The sequence below is a fragment of the Brevibacillus sp. SAFN-007a genome (assembly GCF_051967035.1).
GTDB lineage: Bacteria > Bacillota > Bacilli > Brevibacillales > Brevibacillaceae > Brevibacillus.
Window position 1 is genome coordinate 1 of sequence record NZ_JBQCKK010000010.1, and the last position, 20,056, is coordinate 20,056.

Annotated in this window: 15 protein-coding genes; 3 read left to right on the forward strand and 12 right to left on the reverse strand. The window is 55.9% G+C overall.

Annotated elements, in window-relative coordinates:
* Positions 1 to 138: 138 nt before the first annotated feature.
* The 9 genes from nrdJ to ACTHO6_RS12415 all read right to left on the reverse strand — a co-directional run bounded on the left by nrdJ (position 139) and on the right by ACTHO6_RS12415 (position 13,418).
* The gene (gene nrdJ, locus ACTHO6_RS12375; protein WP_440241871.1) at positions 139 to 2,400 is read right to left on the reverse strand and encodes a ribonucleoside-triphosphate reductase, adenosylcobalamin-dependent; all 2,262 of its coding nucleotides are present in this window, start codon (positions 2,398 to 2,400) and stop codon (positions 139 to 141) included.
* A 273-nt stretch (positions 2,401 to 2,673) separates the two neighbouring features.
* Positions 2,674 to 4,428, reverse strand: a complete 1,755-nt coding sequence (pyk, locus tag ACTHO6_RS12380; protein WP_440241872.1) for a pyruvate kinase — start codon at positions 4,426 to 4,428, stop codon at positions 2,674 to 2,676.
* 45 nt (positions 4,429 to 4,473) lie between these two features.
* Positions 4,474 to 5,433 carry a 6-phosphofructokinase gene (pfkA, locus tag ACTHO6_RS12385; RefSeq protein WP_440241873.1) on the reverse strand — a complete coding sequence of 320 codons (960 nt, stop codon included), beginning with the start codon at positions 5,431 to 5,433 and terminating at the stop codon, positions 4,474 to 4,476.
* 222 nt (positions 5,434 to 5,655) lie between these two features.
* Positions 5,656 to 6,612 (reverse strand): acetyl-CoA carboxylase carboxyl transferase subunit alpha, encoded by a 957-nt coding sequence (accA, locus tag ACTHO6_RS12390; protein WP_440241874.1) that lies wholly within the window; start codon positions 6,610 to 6,612, stop codon positions 5,656 to 5,658.
* Positions 6,579 to 7,523 (reverse strand): acetyl-CoA carboxylase, carboxyltransferase subunit beta, encoded by a 945-nt coding sequence (gene accD / locus ACTHO6_RS12395; RefSeq protein WP_440241875.1) that lies wholly within the window; start codon positions 7,521 to 7,523, stop codon positions 6,579 to 6,581. The genes accA and accD overlap by 34 nt, the downstream gene beginning before the upstream one ends.
* Before the next feature lie 21 nt (positions 7,524 to 7,544).
* The gene (locus ACTHO6_RS12400; RefSeq protein ID WP_440241876.1) at positions 7,545 to 7,727 is read right to left on the reverse strand and encodes a glutamate decarboxylase; all 183 of its coding nucleotides are present in this window, start codon (positions 7,725 to 7,727) and stop codon (positions 7,545 to 7,547) included.
* Between the two features lie 82 nt (positions 7,728 to 7,809).
* Positions 7,810 to 8,481 carry a FadR/GntR family transcriptional regulator gene (locus ACTHO6_RS12405; protein WP_440241877.1) on the reverse strand — a complete coding sequence of 224 codons (672 nt, stop codon included), beginning with the start codon at positions 8,479 to 8,481 and terminating at the stop codon, positions 7,810 to 7,812.
* A 95-nt stretch (positions 8,482 to 8,576) separates the two neighbouring features.
* Positions 8,577 to 9,821: an NAD(P)-dependent malic enzyme gene (locus ACTHO6_RS12410; RefSeq protein ID WP_440241878.1), complete on the reverse strand. Its 1,245-nt coding sequence runs from the start codon at positions 9,819 to 9,821 to the stop codon at positions 8,577 to 8,579.
* 168 nt (positions 9,822 to 9,989) lie between these two features.
* A complete protein-coding gene (locus ACTHO6_RS12415; protein ID WP_440241879.1) occupies positions 9,990 to 13,418 on the reverse strand; it encodes a DNA polymerase III subunit alpha in 3,429 nt (1,142 codons plus the stop codon).
* Positions 13,419 to 13,595: 177 nt separating this feature from the next.
* Here ACTHO6_RS12415 and ACTHO6_RS12420 point away from each other — a divergent pair, with 177 nt between their 5' ends.
* Positions 13,596 to 13,907 (forward strand): YtpI family protein, encoded by a 312-nt coding sequence (locus ACTHO6_RS12420; protein ID WP_440241880.1) that lies wholly within the window; start codon positions 13,596 to 13,598, stop codon positions 13,905 to 13,907.
* A gap of 227 nt (positions 13,908 to 14,134) precedes the next feature.
* Here the strand turns inward: ACTHO6_RS12420 and ACTHO6_RS12425 are convergent, their stop codons facing one another.
* Entirely contained in the window at positions 14,135 to 14,773 is a 639-nt protein-coding gene (locus tag ACTHO6_RS12425; RefSeq protein WP_440241881.1) for a metalloregulator ArsR/SmtB family transcription factor, read from the reverse strand.
* Positions 14,774 to 15,115: 342 nt separating this feature from the next.
* Between ACTHO6_RS12425 and ACTHO6_RS12430 the strand changes: the two genes are divergently transcribed.
* Entirely contained in the window at positions 15,116 to 15,517 is a 402-nt protein-coding gene (locus tag ACTHO6_RS12430) for a hypothetical protein (RefSeq protein WP_440241882.1), read from the forward strand.
* A 326-nt stretch (positions 15,518 to 15,843) separates the two neighbouring features.
* Here the strand turns inward: ACTHO6_RS12430 and ACTHO6_RS12435 are convergent, their stop codons facing one another.
* Positions 15,844 to 17,154 (reverse strand): DRTGG domain-containing protein, encoded by a 1,311-nt coding sequence (locus ACTHO6_RS12435; RefSeq protein WP_440241884.1) that lies wholly within the window; start codon positions 17,152 to 17,154, stop codon positions 15,844 to 15,846.
* 212 nt (positions 17,155 to 17,366) lie between these two features.
* Positions 17,367 to 18,524, reverse strand: a complete 1,158-nt coding sequence (locus tag ACTHO6_RS12440) for a DUF445 domain-containing protein (protein ID WP_440241885.1) — start codon at positions 18,522 to 18,524, stop codon at positions 17,367 to 17,369.
* A gap of 93 nt (positions 18,525 to 18,617) precedes the next feature.
* Between ACTHO6_RS12440 and ACTHO6_RS12445 the strand changes: the two genes are divergently transcribed.
* Positions 18,618 to 20,051: a YheC/YheD family endospore coat-associated protein gene (locus tag ACTHO6_RS12445; protein WP_440241886.1), complete on the forward strand. Its 1,434-nt coding sequence runs from the start codon at positions 18,618 to 18,620 to the stop codon at positions 20,049 to 20,051.
* Positions 20,052 to 20,056: the final 5 nt, after the last annotated feature.

Below are 20,056 nucleotides of genomic sequence, written 5' to 3' on the forward strand. Positions count from 1 at the left end.
CCTAGGGAATTCAGGGCTACAGCCGCCTAATAATACAGCCTCAATTAATATCTGTCTACTTGACAGGGGTCAGACCACGTGGCAGTCTCTCCCTTTTTCCTATGATTCTCCTGGCTGATTCTCCTCGCCGGACTGGCATTAGCGAATCGGGCAAGCGCCGCCCTCGCACGCTTCTGCGGTCGTCAAATCCGCTTCGCCGTTTGTTTCGAATCGCTGCAAAATCGCCGGGTCGAACGGCTTCATCGATTGCTTCAGCGCCTCGTACTGCTCTTTGGTGCACTCTTCATACGGCGCCAGCTGGTAGTTGCCGCCATCCAGTTGCAGGAAGGAAACGCCGACAAAATTGTCCCAGTTGGCGTAGACGATTTCTTCCACTTCGCCCCACTCTTCTTTGCGAACCGTAATCGTGTTGGAGGAATTGTGCTCCGTGTACTCCTTCTGAAAACGGAAGTACGTCTCGAACTGGCGCTTCGCGCTCACTTCGTTTTTCGTTTCCCGCGCGCCGGACGCGACCGGGAAGTCGATTACGAGCGTGCGCGCATTCGCCATGCGCTCTTCATGCGTCTCTCCCGGTGTGCCCACCTCGGGATGAACGGTCCAGCCGAGAGCCTGGACCGCTTTGGCCAGCGGGTCCTGGGCATTGATGCGAATGCGGCGGATGTAGTACGGCGAGTGCGACCAGTGCAGGCCGCTGGAAACGCCCCCTGCCACCTGCGACAGCGTGCCCTCCGGCTTGACGGTCGTGACGAGCAGCGGCGCGTTCACGCGCAGCTCGTACGCGTAGCGGTCCGCCTCGCTGCGGGCAGCTTCGCCCAGCTGCCGCAAAAGCTCCAGCTCCTGCTCTTCCGTGTAGCCGAGAGAGGCGAGCGCATCCTTCACGCCTGTCAACGACGTTCCCAGCAGGCGGTCGCGCTGCTGCACCGTATCCCAATGCGGCAGCTCCAGTGTCACCAACGTCATCCGCAAGCCAGCGCGGGCCGATTTGCGCTGCGCATCCAACAGCCCCTCCAGATCCAGATATTTGGAGCCATCCTCGCGCTCGTGGACAAACTGAACCAGGTTGACGGTCGTCAAGTTGCAGACGCCGTACGAATCCAGCAAAATTTCCGCACAAGGATTGAGTCCCTCGGCATTCGGACGGCGGCGGTTCGCTTCTTCCAGATTGATAAAGCCTGGCTCGCCTTCCAACTGCATCAGCGTGAAGACCAGATGCAAAAACGCTCTCGTCGGCTGCTTGGTAAACGCAATCGAGTTGTTGGACATGCGGCGGTGATCCAGACCAAAGCGTCCGTCTCCTACTTTTTGGATCCGGTCAAACCAGACGGGCTTGCGCTCTCCCAAAAGCTCTCCGACGCGGCGGTGGTGAGCGAGCTGTTCCTCTGTCCAGAAGCCGTTGATGCCGTATTTCGCCAGCATGCACTCGTAATCATCGTGGTCAAACAGGAAAATTTCCGCGGTGCGCCGCACGCCCCCCACAACGACGTTTGCTCCGATGAGGTTGCCGATGTCGAGAATATGTATGGGGCGGACTTTGCCGTATCCTTTTTCGTCGCTTACGATCGGGTCCAGGTCAGGATCGATCTGGTTTTTCAGTACCTTGTCAATTCCTTCAAACATCTCGCGCAGCGGCTCGTGTCCGCTGGCGGTGCCGCCAAAGCGCTTCAGCCGCTCTCCTTTTGGCCGCACGCTGTTGTAGGAGATTTTGACCGTGTGGATATGCTCGTAGGCGGGATCGGTGAGGATTTGCAGGTACAGACGCAGCGACTCGACCCAGCCCTCCTTGCTGTCCCCTACGTAAATTTTGGCAAAGCCGTTATCCAGCACATTCAGCTCGGATCGTTCCAGACGCTGGTGCTTCGGAAGCGGTCGGTACTCGGAAGAAAGCAAGGTGACGTTGGTGCGGATCGGACGAAGTCCGGCCGCCATTTCCTTCGTGCATTTAAAGCCCACACCCGTTCCGACAAGCAGCAGGTAGAACAAATCCCCCAGGTCGTCCCAGGATTTGATGTTCAAAAACGAGCAGTTGAAGTTGGCCAGCGGGTACAAGTCGGCGACGCCGTTCTCCGCTCCCCCGACCCACAACGTCCGTCCGGACAAAAACTGGCGAAGGTTGAACATGTTGTCAAACAGACCTTCCGCTTCTTGCTCCATCGCCCGCTCATCTGGCTGCAAGCCGATCTTTTTCAGATGCTGATAGGCGAGCTTCATATTGTAGTCTACCGAGCGGCGGCAGGTTTCTTTCCATGTTTCCCGTCTGCCTTTCTCCGGGAGAAAGCGAGAATACGTCCGGTAGAAAACAAATTGTCCCAGCGGGTTCATATGAGCAGGAAAATCTGGATATTGCGCTAGAAATTCATCCCTCAAAAAAACGGTACGGGATACGGTTTCGGTCGCCAGCATGCGTGTTCCTCCTTCGTTTCTTTCCTCTCTAGTTAACTATCTTTATGGAAAAAACTCAATAGTTTCACCTATATATTGTGCAAAATAAAATTCGACAGCACTAGATATTGTGTTTTTGTAAAAAAATGCTTGACATGACCGCCCGCCCCAAAGGAGCCATTTTCCCCTTTTCGCCAAGCGGGCGAGAGAGTCGGAGAGTCGGCCCAACGCAAAAAAGGGTGACCCCATGCCACCCTTCAGCCGTCTTGCCCGCGAAAAAACAAGACGTATCTCCTACAAAACGCGCGCGTGACCGGAGTAAATATGCCCACGCTCCGAGTCCACGGTCACGATCTGTCCTTCCTTCAACAAGTCTGTGGCAAACGGCACGCCCACGATCACGGGCACGCCCAGGTTCAAGCCCACGATGGCAGCATGAGACGTCAGCCCGCCCTCTTCGCAAATGACGGCGCCCGCCTTGCTGAAGGCTTCGATCATGTCGGAATCCGTTCCGATCGTCACCAGAATGACGCCTTCCTCCACTTTTTGCAGCGCTTCTTCTGCGGAACGGGCAATCACGACCCGGCTCGTCACGACTTTGCGGCCGATGCCTTGTCCTTTTGCCACCACATCGCCAATTACGTGAATTTTCATCAGGTTGGTCGTCCCTACTTCGCGCACAGGCACTCCCGCCGTAATCACCACGAGATCGCCATGGCGCACGTAGCCTGCGTCCAGCGCTTCCTGCACAGACATTTCCAGCATTTCATCGGTTGTGTTCGCCATCTCGCCTTTGACCGGGTAGACGCCGTTTACGAGCGCCAGACGGCGAATGACAGCCGCATGCGGCGTGACCGCGACAATGGGCGCTTTCGGACGGAATTTGGACACCATCCGCGCCGTATGTCCGCTCTCGGTTGCCGTAATGATCGCGGCCGCATCCAGATCCAGCGCCGCATTGGAGACCGCCTGGCTGATCGCATCCGTGATCGTCACCTGCTTGAGTTGGGCTTGTGCATACAAAATCTCGCGGTAGTTCAGCTCTTGCTCCGCTCGTACGGCAATGCGGTTCATCGTTTCCACGGATTCTACGGGATATTTGCCCGCAGCCGTCTCGCCGGACAGCATGATCGCGTCGGTGCCGTCGAAAATCGCATTGGCCACGTCGCTGGCCTCCGCACGGGTCGGGCGCGGGTTGCGCTGCATGGAGTCGAGCATTTGCGTAGCCGTAATCACAGGCTTAGCCAGCTCGTTACATTTTTTAATCAGCTTTTTCTGGACGAGCGGTACTTCCTCGGCGGGAATTTCCACACCCAAATCGCCGCGCGCCACCATGAGACCGTCTGTCACGGCGAGAATTTCATCGACATTGTCGACGCCTTCCTGGTTTTCGATTTTGGCGATGATGTCAATCTGCGCGTTGTGGCGCTCCAAAATCTGGCGGATTTCCAAAATATCGGAGGCTTTGCGAACAAAGGACGCCGCGATGAAATCAACCTGCTGCTGGATGCCGAACTCGATGTCCTGCGCATCCTTTTCCGTAATGCCGGGCAGGTTGATTTTGACGCCAGGTACGTTGACCCCTTTTTTGCTTTTCAGTGTTCCGCCGTTTTTGATGAGGCAAACGATCTCGTTCCCCCGCACTTCCTGAACTGTCAGCCCGATCAGGCCGTCGTCGATCAGAATCGTATCGCCCGCCTTGACATCCTTCGGCAGTTCCGCGTACGTAATGGAGACACGCTCGGCAGTGCCAGCGACTTCCTCTGTCGTCAGGATCAAGGTTTTTCCTTCCTCCAGCTCGACCGCATCAACGGCAAGCGTGCCCGTGCGGATTTCCGGTCCTTTCGTATCCAAAAGGATCGCGACCGGCTTGCCTGTCTCTTCGGATGCGCGGCGAATGTTTGCGATACGCGCGGCATGCTCTTCATGGCTTCCATGGGAAAAATTCAAACGCGCTACGTTCATTCCCGCGTGTATCAGCTTTTTCAGCGTCTCGACAGACTCGCTCGCCGGTCCGATTGTACACACGATTTTTGCTTTCCTCAACATAGGAATTATGCCTCCTCTATACACTGCTGCTCCAGCGCTTTTCGCCTAGATGGACAGTGTTCGCGCCAGTTGATATACAGATAAATCCAATTGATGCTTCTGTGAAAGTGCCTCGTTAAAATCTACATCGACGATCTGATTGTTTTGAATGCCGACCATCCGATCCTTTTTGCCTTCCAAAAGCAAGTCGACTGCCGCCGCCCCCATGCGACTTCCAAGCATGCGGTCCATCGCGGTAGGCGAGCCTCCGCGCTGAATGTGTCCGAGTACGGTCACGCGCGTCTCCCAGCCTGTTTCCTTGGTGATCGCTTCGGCGTAAGAGGCGGCGCTGCCCACGCCTTCCGCAACGATAATGATGGAATGCTTTTTGCCGCGGCGCTGTCCGGCGTGCAGACGCTCGATAATATCCTTCATGTCCTGGGATTCTTCCGGAATGATAATCGACTCGGCCCCTGCGGCAAGTCCTGCCCACAAAGCCAGGTCGCCTGCGTCCCGTCCCATGACCTCGATGATGTAGGTGCGCTCATGGGAGGTTGCCGTATCGCGGATTTTATCAATCGCTTCCACGATGGTATTCAGCGCGGTATCGAAGCCGATCGTGAAATCGGTGCACGGAATGTCGTTGTCGATCGTGCCCGGCACGCCAATCGTCGGGAAGCCTTTTTCCGTCAGCTTTTGCGCCCCGCGGAACGAGCCATCCCCCCCGATGACAATCAGCCCTTCGATCCCGAATTTGCGCAGCTGCTCGACCGCTTTTTGCTGTCCGGCATCTGTCTTGAAGGCTTCGCTGCGGGCAGAATAGAGGATCGTTCCTCCCCGGTGGATAATGTCCCCAACGGAGCCCAGTGTCATTTCCTGGATATCGCCGTTCATCAACCCTTCATATCCGTGATATACCCCGTACATTTGTACGCCGTGGTAAGCGGCACGGCGAACGGCCGCACGCACGGCCGCATTCATGCCGGGCGCATCTCCACCGCTGGTCAGAACCGCAAGCTTTTGCATGGAATCCACCTCTCCAATCTATATCGTCTTTAGCATGTCATGAAACGAAAACAGTATGTACCATACCGTGTATGAAACATGCTGTATTACTCCGTTTCGTATATCTGTTATACATACAACAGAAATGTGCCATACTTTTTGAAAGCTCTGATAACTCGCTTGTTCGAACTCGATTGTAGCAGATTTCCCGCGCAGAAAAAAGACAAAAAACGCCCCCTGCACTTACAGGGAGGCGTACTCGCCAATGCGTTTGAACTTCTCGTATCTGTCCTGTATCAGTTCATCTGGGCTCAAACGGCTCAACTGTTCCAGTTGCTCGGAGATGACCGCCTTGACCGAGGTTGCCTGTGCAATCAGGTCGCGGTGCGCCCCGCCAAACGGTTCCTCGATAATCCCGTCAATCACGCCCAGCGCGAGCAGGTCGGGAGCGGTGATTTTCATGGTCTCCGCTGCGCGCATGCCCAGGCTGGAATCTCTCCAGAGGATCGCTGCCGCACTCTCCGGCGCAATTACGGAGTAATAGGAATTCTCCAGCATAAAGATGCGGTTGCCTACGCTGATCGCCAACGCGCCGCCACTGCCGCCCTCGCCGATGACGATGCAAATAATCGGCACGCGAAACGTAGCCATTTCTCGCAGGTTGCGGGCAATCGCTTCGCTCTGGCCGCGCTCTTCTGCCGCTTTGCCTGGATAAGCTCCTGATGTATTGATAAAGCAGATGATCGGCCGTCCAAATTTGTCAGCCTGCTGCATGATACGCAAAGCTTTGCGGTAGCCTTCCGGATGAGCCATCCCGAAGTTGCGCTTGATGTTGTCCTTGGTGTCTTTGCCTTTTTGATGGCCGATCACCGTCACCGGACGCCCGTCGAACTTGGCAATCCCGCCCACGATCGATTGGTCATCCCCGTACAGCCTGTCCCCGTGCACTTCGAGAAAGTCCGTAAAAAGAAGTTGAATATAGTCCAGAGTCGTCGGTCTCTCCGGGTGACGGGCCAGTTGGACGCGCTGCCACGGCGTCAGGTTGCCGTAAATTTGCTCGGCAAGCTCCTTTGCCTTTTGCTCCAGACGCCTTACTTCGTCGGAGAAATCAATGCCTTTTTCTTCCGTAAAACGGCGCAATTCCTTGATCTTGTCTTGCAATTCTACTAATGGCTTTTCAAAGGAGAGTTCGCCTGCCATACTTCCACTCCTTCCCGTGACGTGTGCATCTCTACCAGCTTGGCCAGCGTTTGGCGCATGTCTTTTCGGTGTACGACCATATCGAGTTGACCGTGCTTCAGCAAAAATTCCGCTGTCTGGAAGTCTTTGGGCAGCTCCTGGCGAATGGTTTGCTCGATGACGCGGCGCCCCGCAAAGCCGATCATGGCACCCGGTTCTGCGATGTTGTAGTCACCGAGCGAAGAAAAGCTCGCCGACACGCCGCCGTATGTAGGGTTCGTCATGACCGAAATAAACAGCAAGCGTTCGCGGTCAAGCTTGGCCAAGGCTGCGCTGGTTTTCGCCATCTGCATCAGGCTCAGTACGCCTTCCTGCATGCGTGCGCCGCCGGATGCGGAGAACAGGATGAACGGCAGTCGGCGTTCGATCGCTTGCTCAATCGCGCGCGTAATTTTTTCCCCGACAACCGAGCCCATGCTGGCCATGCGGAAGCGGGAATCCATGACGCCGATCACAATCCGGTTGCCGCCCAGCATTCCCTCGCCGGTGATGATCGCTTCGTTCAGGTTGGTGCTGGCCATGTCTTGCTCCAGCTTTTCCAGATAGCCTGGAAAACCGAGCGGATTGGCTGCGATCAAGTTCGCGTCGAACTCCTCTGTCAACACCCCGTCATCCAAAATGGATTGCAGCCGCTCCGGCGCGGACATGGAGTAGTGGAACTGGCAGCCTTTGCAAACACGCAGATTTTTTTCCAAATCCTTCGAGTAGTGGATCGTCCCACAATGTGGGCATTTATTCATCAATCCCTCAGGGACTTCCTTCTCCTTCGTCCCCGCTTCCTTGCTAGCGTCGGCAGAAGCAGGGACGCGTGCCAGCGTCTCAGAAGGGACAGTGGCAAATTTGCGCTTTTTCCCAAAAAGATCTTTTAGCACAGGTACACCCCACCTTTCTCATCAGTGAAGGATCGAGCCGAGTACATCCCGGACTTCATTCAGTTCACCTTCGGGCACGAGAATCTCGTACTGCTTCGAGACCTTCGCCTCGCGAACCTTTACCAAAAACCCTTCCTCTGTCAAACGTTGCTGTATCCGTTCCGCTATTTTAGCGCTAGGAGCGATGTAGATGACCGTCCACATGCTGGCTTCCTCCTTCATCGTCCAATACAGGTCTGCATCATCATATCACAGCGCCAGCGCCCCTCGCAAATAGAAGAAACGTCTAGAGTTTGCTGTTCTCCAGATGGTGCCTCATTCTCTCAACCGCGACATGGACATCGCCTTCGCGGATGGCCTCCATGATCTGGCGATGCTCTTCCAGTGCCATGCGCGCCCTGCCTTCCCGCGACAGCGATTCCGTCCGCACGCTGTTGCTGTACTCGACCAGCGGCGTCCAGATGCGATGCAGAATGGAATTGCGGCTGGAGCGGCAGATCACGCGATGAAACTGATAATCTTCCTCGGTGGGAACCTCGCCTCTTTCTACCCGCTCCTCCGCAATGGCGAGAATCCGCTCCATCTCCTCAAAATGCTTCGCGGTTGCCCGCCTACAGGCGAGCCGAACGGCATCAATCTCCAGCATTTTGCGCATTTCGATCAAGTCCTTCTTGGTCTTGGTATCGCGCAAGATAAAAAAGCCAAGGATATCGATCAGACGGTTGTGCCGGTAATGCTTGAGGAAGGTACCCTCCCCGCGGCGAGTCTCGATGAGGCCGAGCAGTTCCAGCGCACGGAGAGCTTCACGTACAGAGGAGCGTCCAGCCCCCAGTTGCTCCGACAACTCTCGCTCCGACGGAAGCTTGTCGCCAGGCCGTAAGTTCTGCTCCTGAATAATTTCGTGAAGCTGCAGGAGAATGCCTTCGTATACCTTTCGATCTTGAGTGGAGTCGAGCACAATGACCCTCCTTCTCGCTACTGGTGAAGTGAAGCACCCTCCACCTATTCACGTCCGATGCAGATGCTGGTGGAGGGTGGGGGACTGCACTTCCTTTACACTTGCTGGTAGGAAATGGCTGCCAGACTGGCTGTTTTCTCTTTTACGGCTTCCGGATCGACGGTGATGCGGGCTACGCCGCTTTCCATCGCCGCTTTGGCTACAGCGGCTGCTACGTTTGGAGCAACGCGCGGATCAAATGGGGCTGGAATCACTTTTTCAGCAGAGAGCTCTTCCGGCGAAATCAGGTCGGCAATGGCATAGACGGCTGCCAGCTTCATCTCCTCGTTGATCTCGGTCGCGCGCGTATCCAGCGCCCCGCGGAAAATGCCCGGGAAGGCCAGGACGTTGTTCACCTGGTTCGGGAAGTCGGAACGACCTGTACCGACAACCGCTGCCCCCGCTGCTTTGGCCTCTTCCGGCATGATTTCCGGGGTCGGGTTCGCCATGGCGAAGATGATCGGATCGCGGTTCATGGAGCGAACCATCTCCGGAGTGACAGCGCCTGCTACGGATACGCCGATAAACACGTCTGCGCCCTTCATCGCTTCGGCCAGATCGCCTTGCAGCTTGCTGCGGTTCGTGATCTTCGCCATTTCTTCTTTCACCGGGTTCATTCCGTACGGACGGCCTTCATACACGATTCCTTTCGTATCGACCATGATGACTTCTTTTACACCCATGGAAATCAACAGCTTCATGATCGCGATACCTGCGGCACCCGCCCCGTTCGCTACCACGCGGATTTCTTCCAGCTTTTTGTCCACGACGCGCAGAGCGTTAATCAGACCGGCTGCCGTCACGATGGCCGTACCGTGCTGGTCGTCGTGGAAGATCGGGATGTTGGTCTCGCGCTTCAGGCGCTCTTCCACTTCGAAGCAGGCAGGAGCCGCGATATCTTCCAGGTTCACGCCGCCAAAGGTCGGCTCAAGCAGCTTCACCGTCTCGACGATTTTGTCCACATCGGTTGTGTTGAGGCAGATCGGGAAGGCATCCACGCCTGCGAACGATTTGAACAGCACCGCTTTTCCTTCCATAACAGGCATAGCGGCTTCCGGACCGATGTTGCCGAGACCGAGAACGGCTGTACCATCGCTCACGACAGCAACGAGGTTGCCTTTCATGGTGTATTCGTAAACTTTGGACTTGTCATCGAAAATGTCTTTGCAAGGCTCCGCCACACCGGGAGAATAAGCGAGACTCAGGTCGTACGCATTGCGAACGGGCACCTTCGTCACTGCTTCCAGCTTCCCTTTATTTTTTCGATGAAGTTCCAGCGCTTCCTCTCTCAGATTAGACATCTTTACCCACTCCATTTCACGATAATCTTTCTATGATGGCTTGAACGGTCACTTTTGTGCTTGAAAGCCCTAAGTGGTCTGACCACTTGAAGAGTTATGCATTCACTATAAAGCAAAACCCGTTCTCCTGTAAACCTGCCGAAAACGGCGAAAAAGGGAGGACATTCCTCATCCTCCCCCATTTATGGGCAATTCTTTTTGAATTACGCTGTCACGCCCCACAATATCTCGCGCTTGCTCCAAAAACGACTCGTCCACCTCTACCCGTATGTCGTCCGGAAGGCGAATGGTCTGCCTTTTTCCTTCGTAAAACAAAATCACGGGAATCGTCCCTTTTTTTTCGACAAACAACCGTTGCAGGCGGGCAAGTGTCGAATCATGCTCCTGCCGGGCCGATATTTTGACGAACAGAACCGTTTCCGTCGTCGGCGCAGGCAGTGTCTCGGCATCCCAGAAGCGCGATGCGATCAGCTTCACCGTATCCTCCTGATGGTCTACCCGCGCTTCGACCACGACGATGCGCTCCTTGCCCAAAAGCGGCCCGTACTTGGCAAACACCTGCGGAAAAACGACCAGCTCGACCGGCATCGTTTTGTCCTCCAGGGTCAAAAACGCCATCGGATCGCCTTTTTTGGTCTGGATGCGTTTTTCTTCCGTAATCATGCCGAACACCTTGACCGTTTTGTCGCGGGGAACCTCGCCGAGTGCGGAGATGGCCGTCACTTCCGGGCGGGCAGCCACATGGGCATACTGGTCAAGCGGATGGCCCGACAGGTAGACGCCGATCAGCTCTCTTTCTTCTTTCAGCTGCTGCGTGCGGGAGAGCGGCGGCACCTCCGGGTATTCCGCAGGGTCCAGCAGCGGGGCTGACTGCTCCTCGCCCGCAAACAGGTCGAGCTGGTTTGCGTCCCGCTCCACTCGTTTCGCGTTTGCCTTGCCCACCGCTTCATCGAGCAGCAGCAACAGCTGGCTGCGATGGCCGGGCAGCGAATCGAGCGCGCCGCACAAGGTCAACGACTCGACCACTCGTCTGTTCACGAGCCGCGCATCCACCCTGGCGCAAAAATCGAACAGGTCCCGATACGGCCGGACAGCGCGCTCCTTCACAATGGACTCGATCGCGCCGTAGCCGACGTTTTTCACGGCAGCCAGCCCGAAGCGGATCGCGTCCTCCTCTACCGTAAACGCCGCGGCGCTCTTGTTGACATCCGGGCCGAGAACGCGAAGCCCCAGTCGGCGCGCCTCTTCCGTGTACTCGGCGATCCGCGTCTGCGAGCCGATCGACAGGGACAGAAGCGCCGCCATGAAGGCGAGCGGATAGGTCGCTTTCAAATACGCCATCTGGTAGGCGATGATCGCGTAGGCGACGGAGTGGGCCTTGTTGAAGCCGTAATCGGCGAAGCGCACGATCAGATCGTACACCTGGTTGCCCAGCTCTTCTCCGTAGCCCTGGCGGACGCAGCCTTCCACGAACTTTTTCCGCTGTTCGGCCAACAGCTCGCGTTTTTTCTTGCCGACTGCCCGGCGCAAAATGTCGGCTTCGCCCAGGCTAAAGCCCGCGAGCGTGGACGAAATCTGCATGATTTGCTCCTGGTAGATCATGAAGCCGTGCGTTTCACGCAAAATCGGCTCCAGAATCGGATGGGCGTACTGGACTTTGCTCTGGCCGTGCTTGGCGGAAATGTACTGCGGAATGATCTCCATCGGTCCCGGACGGTACAGGGCGAGCACGGCGATGATATCGTCCAGGCTGGTCGGCTTCAGGTCGCGAAGCACATGGCGCATCCCGCCCGACTCCAGTTGAAACACGCCTGTCGTCTCGCCGCGCGACAGCATGCGGAACGTTTTCGGATCGTCCGTCGGAATGGTTTCCAGATCAAGCTCAATGCCCTGCTCGGCGAGGTGGCGGAGCGTCTCCTGAATAATCGTCAGGTTGCGCAGCCCGAGAAAATCCATTTTCAACAGGCCGACTTCCTCCAAAATCTCCATCGGATACTGGGTGAGCGCCAAGCCTTCGTTGCCGGTTTGCAGCGGCACGTAACTGGTCAGCGGCTCGCGGGAAATGACGACGCCAGCCGCATGGGTGGAAGCGTGACGGGGCAAGCCTTCCACGCCTTTGGCTGTCTCGATCAAGAGGGCGGCCTGTTTGTTTTCCGCACACAGCTTGCCGATCTCCGGATTGATCTCTATCGCGCGGTCAATCGTCATCCCCGGCGATTGCGGGATCATTTTGGCCACGCGGTCGATCAGCCCAAGCGACAGCCCGAGCGCCCGGCCGACGTCGCGCACCGCAGCGCGAGCCGCCATCGTCCCGAACGTAATGATCTGGGCGACGCGGTCGTGCCCGTACTTATTCGCCACGTAGCGGATCACTTCGTCGCGCCGCTCCACGGAAAAGTCGATATCAATATCCGGCATCGTCACCCGTTCGGGGTTGAGAAACCGCTCAAAGAGCAGATGGAAGCGGAGCGGATCGACGTTCGTAATTTTCAGCGCATAGGCGACCAGGCTGCCTGCGGCCGAACCCCTGCCCGGCCCGGTCGGAATGCCGTGCTGGTGGGCGTAGCGCATGAAGTCCCAGACAATCAGGAAGTAATCGGTAAAGCCCGTTCCGGTAATGATCGCCAGCTCGTGATCGAGCCGCTCCCGGATTTGCGGCGTCATTTCCCCGTACCGCTCCCGGCAGCCTTGTTCGCAGAGCGCACGCAGGTATTGTGCCGAATCTTGTCCCTTTGGCAAGGGGAATTCCGGCAAAATGTGCGCGCCAAACGACAGCTCCAGGCTGCACCTGTCTGCGATCCTGACCGTATTCGCCAGCGCCTCGGGCACGTAGGAAAAGGCCGCTGCCATCTCCTCGCCGCTTTTCAAATAGTATTGGTCCGTTTCGTAGCGAAAACGGTTTTCCTCCTCGACCGTTTTGCCTTCCTTGATCGCAAGCAAGATATCGTGCAGGCGATGCTCGTTTTGCAGGACGTAGTGTACATTGTTCGTGGCGACCAATGGGATGCCCGTCTCCTGGCTCAGCTTGACCAGGCGGGCATTGAGCCTGCGCTCGCTCTCCAGGCCGTGGTCGGCCAGCTCCAAAAAGTAGTTCGCTTCGCCGAACACGCGCCGATGCCACAGGGCCGCTTCCCGTGCTGCCTCCGCTTCGCCCGCGAGCAAATGCTGCGCGACTTCGCCGTGCTGACAGCCGCTGAGCGCAATCAGCCCTTCGGCATGCCGGACGAGCGCTTCCTTGTTCACGCGGGGAATGAGGTAGTTTCCATCGGTATTGGCGATTGTCGCCAGCTTGAGCAGGTTGCGATAGCCCGTTTCGTTTTCTGCCAGCACGATCAAATGGTGCGGGGCAGGCGCATGACGCACGCGATCCTGCAAGTTTCCTTCGATCACGTACAGCTCCATCCCGATGATCGGCTTGATCCGGGCCTGTTTGCAAGCTTTATAAAAAGGCACAGCCCCGTACAGGTTGGCGTGATCGGTAATCGCCAGCGCGCGCATGCCCAGCTCCTGGGCGCGTGCTACCAGCGCCTCGATCCTCGCTGCTCCGTCTAGCAAGCTGTACTCTGTGTGAACGTGCAAATGGACAAAGGAGGTCATCTGCTTCCTTCCTCTCCTGTTTTACGAGTCGAATCGTTTTCGTAGCTTTCTCTATCATTATACCGAAAGTAAGAGGAATGCGGGTGAATAAGAACGAATGTTCCTGTTCAAATTTGACCTTTGTTGCTTGGATTTGGTAGGATAATACCAGATAGGTTCGAAAGGATGAAGCCATCTATGTGGTCGGCCTTTTATTTGACCGGCGTTCTCGCTTCGCTCGTAGCCAGCGTCTATTTCAGCATTCACGCGCGCAGACGGGGCATCCACCCGCTGGAGTCCCGGATGACGCTTGGCAAAATGAATATGGCTCTCGGCATTCTCGTCTCGTTGTTCGGCCTCAACCAGTTTACGTTTGATACGCTCGATACGATCCGCATCGTGGTCGCGATCGTCATGCTGCTCGTCGGCGCGGTCAACCTGTATGTGGGAACCCGCAACTTTTTGCACTATCGCAGCGCCTGGCAGGCAGAACTGAAAAAAGGCATCTGAGAGAAAAGAAAAAGCAGGCTGAACGAGAGACGTAGTTGTTACCGCGGTGCCTCTCTATCGAGCCTGCTGGAAATCATTTTCCTGAATTGCCAATGGTTTGCCATGGCTAAACACAATCTGTTCCCGCTATAATCAGATTGTGTGACATTCTATTGTTTCCGACAACCTGAGCGCAGTGCCGACGGTTGTCCTTTTTTATGCCCTTTTTTCATGGGAATTGTTTCCAGTTAATGCAAATCCTCTGCTTTGGCCCACATTTCCTCGGGGTTCAGCTCGTAGATGCCGTCTTCCCGATACATGTAGTGGTTCATGACAAATTCCCGGCGAATCGTCGCGTAATCTTCGTGGAACTGGCGGATGTAGTCGTTGATCTCCTGCTCCTTGTACTTCCGGCCGTGCTCCAGCCCCCGAACCATGTGTTCGAACACGATCAGCTTTTTCTTGCGCTGGGACGGGATTTGCTTCAGCTTGCCGTCCGGAGTCAGGAAGCTTTTGATGACGTGCATGTGTTCCGCTGCCATTTGTGCCCTCCTCTGCTCGTGGTTTTCCTCCGCCTGTGCGAACCATTCCGCTTCGCTGCTGCGCATGTCCTTCGCCCGTTCGAGCACGTTCCATATTGCTTGCGTCTGCCGCTTCAGGTTGACCTCGTGCAAGGAAAAGTAGATCGTGTTTTTGTCTCGCCGCTCGTAGACGATCCCCGCCTCCCGCAGCTTCGCCATATGGTGCGTGATCGTCGGCGGCGTCACGCCGAGCTTGCCAGCGAGCGCCTGCCCGTGCAAGGGGCCGTTCGCCAAAATCGCAAGGATACGCACCCGCGTCGGATCGCCCAAGGCTTTGTAAAAGGTGACGAGTTTATCCAGTTGCACAGGGATGCTCCTTTCTTTTTGGTGTGGTGTGAGTTGCGCACGAAATTAGATTAACTTCTAATTAGATGATAGTGTAACTTAGTGGTTTTTGTCAATGTGTGGTGGTTTCTTTGAGTTATCCACAGGGTCGGTTGGGTTTCAAAGAGCTTGGCTTTTTCTTCGTTTTCCTCCCAGGGGCTGTTTGATTGAGCGGAGTTTTTTTAAGGGGAAGAGCGCTCTATCGGGCTACAGTGGCAGAGGAAAAAGAAGAAACCACTCAGGATTCTTGGGACCCCTGCTCGGATGATTCACTGCCCGGCTCCATTCCAAAAGGGAAACCGCGTCCAAAGTGGTCTTCTCAGGATGCTTGTTCAGAGTGGACGCTTAAAAGCGTGTTTCCCTTTTTCCATTGCGCCTCGGATGGGTCCCAAAGATCCTTCGTTTGTTTCTTCTTTTTCCTCTCAGGGGCGATTGGCTTCAGAACGGCTTTTTAAAGGCGAGGGAAAAGTGCTCGGTTCAGTTCGGCAGCAATGGTCGGAAAAAAAGAAGCTGTTGGCTTGGGCAGAGCTTTTAACGGCCACAAGCTCTCTACCTGGCCGTATGGCTGATGGAAAATGTAAAGTAGTATCTACAACTAAATGTATCTGCTGGAAAGTCTACTTTTTACTTGTAACGTATCCTTACGAGATTGCTAATCACGTTAGAAGCTCTGTTTCAGATGAAGTCTGGGACTTGCTAAACGCGAAAGATAGCTGTAAAGAATAGCTGGTTGGTCTTCACTCAGTAAGCATCCCGGCCATTTCTCACGAGGAAACATCAATGAAGCCTCTCCAATCCTTTTATCTTTTGACTCCAGCTACGCAGAGAAGAATATTTCCGGACGCCGCGACTCGCGAATTCCTGCGGAGCGGACAGTCCTCGCTTCCTTGCAGGACGTAGACTGGGCCCCGCTGAACGCGAGCGATAGCTTGTGTTCAGTGGGTGAAGACTAGAGCTTCGTCCGGAAATATTCTTCTCTCCCGACAGCCCCGTTTCAAAAACAAAAGGACAGCCCCCACGAAAAGAGGCTGCCCCCAAACGTACTACATCCATCACCGATCAATAATCTGTGCCGTAACCATCGCCTGCCCGACAAGCTGCTCGCCGTGGTAGACCGAAACCTCCACCTTCCCGAAGCGGCGACTGATATCCAAAAGCCGCGGCTGCACCCGGATGTGACTCTCCATCTGCACCGGCTTTAAAAAATAAACCGTGATATTCTCCGGCACCATGTCACCCCGCCGATGCTGGCGCAAGAGATTACAAGCCGCTTCCACCATCACGGTCGTCATGATTCCGCTCGCAATCGTCCCCAGATGATTCGTCATCTGCGGGGTGACGTCCCCCACATACACCAGTTCGTCAGCCTGACGCTCCTCGCGAAAATGAGACATGATCAGGTTCGGAAACGTTTCGCTCATCTGTGGCTGCTTCGCCGTATACTGGAGCGCTTTCAACACGTCGTTGCGGCTCAGCACGCCTACCAGCTTGCGATAATTGTCCACGACCGGCAACAGCTCGATCCCTTCCCACACCATCATATGGGCGGAAGAGGCGACAGACACGCGCGGAGAGGTCGTGATCGGATTTTTCGTCATGACCTTGTCGATCGTCGCCGTCTGGTCGTGGCCGATGATATCCTTCGAAGTCACGATCCCGATCAGACGCATCTGCTCGTCGACGACCGGAAAGCGCGTGTCCTGGTACAGCTCCGTGTACTGGTGCCATTTGGCGACCGTATCGCTCGGCAAAAGGACAGGCGTCTCCGCCAGCGGCTTCAGCACGTCCTCCACCATGACGATTTCTTTTTTAATCAAGCGATCGTAAATCGCCCGGTTAATCATCGAGGCGACCGTAAACGAATCGTAGCTGGACGAAATAATCGGCAAAGCCAGGCGATCCGCCAACTGCTTGATTTCCTCGCTCGTATCGAAGCCGCCTGTAATCAGGACGGCTGCGCCCTGCTGCAAAGCGATTTTGTGCGCCTGATAGCGGTTCCCGACAATCAGCAGGCTGCCCGCGTCGATGTAGCGCATCATCGCTTCCAGTTGCATCGCGCCGATCACGAACTTGTTCAAGGTCTTGTGCAGCCCTTCCCGTCCGCCCAGCACATGGCCGTCGACGATGTTGACCACCTCGGCAAAAGTCAGCCGCTCTATATTTTCCTTTTGCTTCTTCTCGATTCTCACTGTGCCGACACGTTCGATGGTGCTTACGTATCCTTGTGTCTCCGCTTCCTTGATTGCGCGGTAGGCCGTCCCCTCGCTCACATCCAGGTCTTTGGCGATCTGCCGCACGGAAATCTTTGAACCGATCGGAAGGCGATCAATATGCTGCAAGATTTGTTCATGCTTCGTTGCCATATTGCGACTCCCCCTTCCTGGTCTCCCACCCGTTCCAATGTACGTGCGCTCCTTCGACCAATATACCCGAAGGCGCGGCAAAAAAAAAGGGTAGCTTTTTCAAGCTACCGATCAGAAAGTATATCATTAAGGGGGTTTTCATCGTGCTATTATCATACCCAAGGAATATTACAGGATTATTACAAGGCGGTTACAGTTTCTTTTCAGTTTTCCTAGCCTAACCAGCTTGCCAAAATCCCCTGAACCAGACCGATGATCCCGCCGAGAATGAAGCCAAGCAGCGTAATCATCCGAAACTCTTTTCCCGAGATACCGACAATCATTTCTTCGATTCTTTCAATCGGGAAGCCCTCTACTTGTCGCGTCACAATATCGCGAACCGCCAGGCGGGAAAAAATCCGCTCCACGTTTTGCTGCAACGTTTGTACCATCCAGTTGGCCAACCGGGGGATGAGGTTCGCTCGGACCGTTTCCTGAACAGGGGCGGTCAGGCGTGACAGCGGCTCATCGACCAGCCGCAGGCTCTGCTCCTCGATTTTGGCGAAAAGCGCCCTCGACCAGTCGTCGATCTGCTCGCGGCCAAGCCACGCCACCAGCTCGCCGACATTTTTGTCCAGCAGCTTGTCCGCTTCCTTGCGCAAAAACTGCTGCAAACGTCCGGCCAGCTCCGGACTTTGCAAAAGGTCGTCGAGGACCGGGAGAATTTTGCCGATGATTTTGTCATCGCCGAGGAACATGCCGACCAGCCCGCCAAACATGCCTCCGCCCCCGCCGAGCATGCCTCTGACCATGCTCTGCAACGTCTGCTGTCCTTCCGGCGCATGCAGATAGCCGCGCAAACGGTCCAGGAGCAACTGGCTGACCGTCCCAAACAGAGCGTCCAGACGCTCTTGCCCCCCGTGCGGGATCAGCTCGCGCAGCCTTGTTTCTTCATAATGACGAAGCAGGCGCTGGACAAAAGCGTCCCACTTCTCCTGCACAGGAGCGCGTACTCCTTCCTTCCAGCCCCCTTCCTCCGTAAACAGGTCGGGTACAACGGCAAGCAAAGCCTGACGCAAGGTACGCTCGTCCGCCAGCCCGTTCATCGCCAGATTGTTCATCCAGTTCGCCAGCGCGTTCTCCAGGCCGCTCTGGGCAATCGCCCGCCTGACGCCCTCTGTCGTCAGCAAGTGCTCTTCCACCAATCTGCCCATTTGTATCGCAATGTCGTCCCGCCTTCTCGGGATCAGTCCCGGGGTAAACGGAACCTTCCACCTGCCGATATACCAAGGCTTGAGCGGACGGAACAACATGCGGATGGCCAGTTCGTTCGTAACGCCGCCAATGACAGAACCGACGGCGATATTCACTAATACTATCCATAAGTTCATAAATCCTAACAACCTTTCTTCTCGGCATGGCACCAAACGATTTGGCTACTCATACCATAGACTAACTTTATGCCTGATGGGAAGGGGATAGCCATGTCTTACGTTCCAACCATCGTCGTCGGATACGAGCCAAAGACGGAAGTAGACCTTTACCTGCCCCAGGCGCAAATGCGCAAATGGAATCTTGCTTCGCCCACCGCAACTGTCCAATTCGGAAGCAAAACGGTTCGCGCCCGCATCAGCGGCATCGATCGCAGCGGCCAAACGCTCATCCGTCCCGCCTTGGCCGGGTCGCTTCGCCTGCCTACTGGCGTTCCGCTGCTGCTGCGCTACAACGCGGACCAACAAACGCTTGTTTTCGGACCCTATGTAGGCATTCTCGTATCCTCTTACCATGCCCAAATGACGCAATCCCCGTTCGGACCGTTGTCTTCTTTTTTCAACGAAATCGCCGACCTTTGCCGCAAGCGGGGAGGAATCATCTGCGCCTTCCGATTGCAGGATGTCAATTGGGATGCCGGCATCGTGCGCGGTCTTGTTCGGAGAGGAGGAGTATGGCGCCAAAAGGTGCTGCCGCTGCCCCAATGTATCTACAACCGCCTCGTCTCCCGCCAGCGGGAGCGCAGCGAACAGATGACGGAATGGCTGCAACGCTGCAAGGAAGCCAACATCCCGTTCTTCAACGAACGCTTTTTGAACAAGTGGCACGTGCATTCCGCTCTGCAAAATCAGGAAAGCGCCGCCGCGCATCTTCCGGCCACGGTTCGCTATCAGAGCCAGGAAGATTTGCGGATGATGCTGTCTACGTACCGCACTGTATACGCAAAACCGGCAAATGGAAGCATGGGACGAGGGATTATCCGGCTGCGCCGAACGCAGGAGGGGTATCAGCTCGCCCGCCCAGGCGGGTTTGGCAAAACGTTTTCCAGCATCACCGGCTTGCAGCAGTACCTGCGCAAACAGACAAAAGGCAAACCTTATTTGCTACAGCAAGGTTTACCGTTGATCGGCATGCACGGGCGGCCGACCGATTTTCGCGTCCTGGTGCAAAAAAATCGAGCAGGCGAATGGGCCGTTACCTCTATGGTTGCCCGTTTGGGCTTGAATCGCATCGTTTCCAATATATCCAGAGGCGGTCAGATGATGACGCCCCTTCAAGCTCTGCGCGTATGTGGACCGTGGGCCGGTTCCGCTCGACCGTCTCCCGCCACGCTAAAAGAAGTGGCCCTGAAGCTGTCCATCCTGCTCGAAGAAGCGCTGCCCGGCCATTACGCAGAATTCGGGGTCGATCTCGGCGTGGATGTCCGCGGACAGGTGTGGCTGTTGGAGGTGAACAGCAAGCCTTCCAAGACGGCCAATACCATTCCCTTGCCAGAGGGCGTGGAGGAGCCGCCCCGGCGCGCCCGGCCTTCCGTCGTACGCATGCTGGAATACTCCTCCTACCTCAGCGGTTTTCCCCGGACAGCCAAACCGAAACCGAAAAGAGCAGCAGGAAGAGCGAAAAGCAAGAAAAACAGGCGAAGGTGACCCGC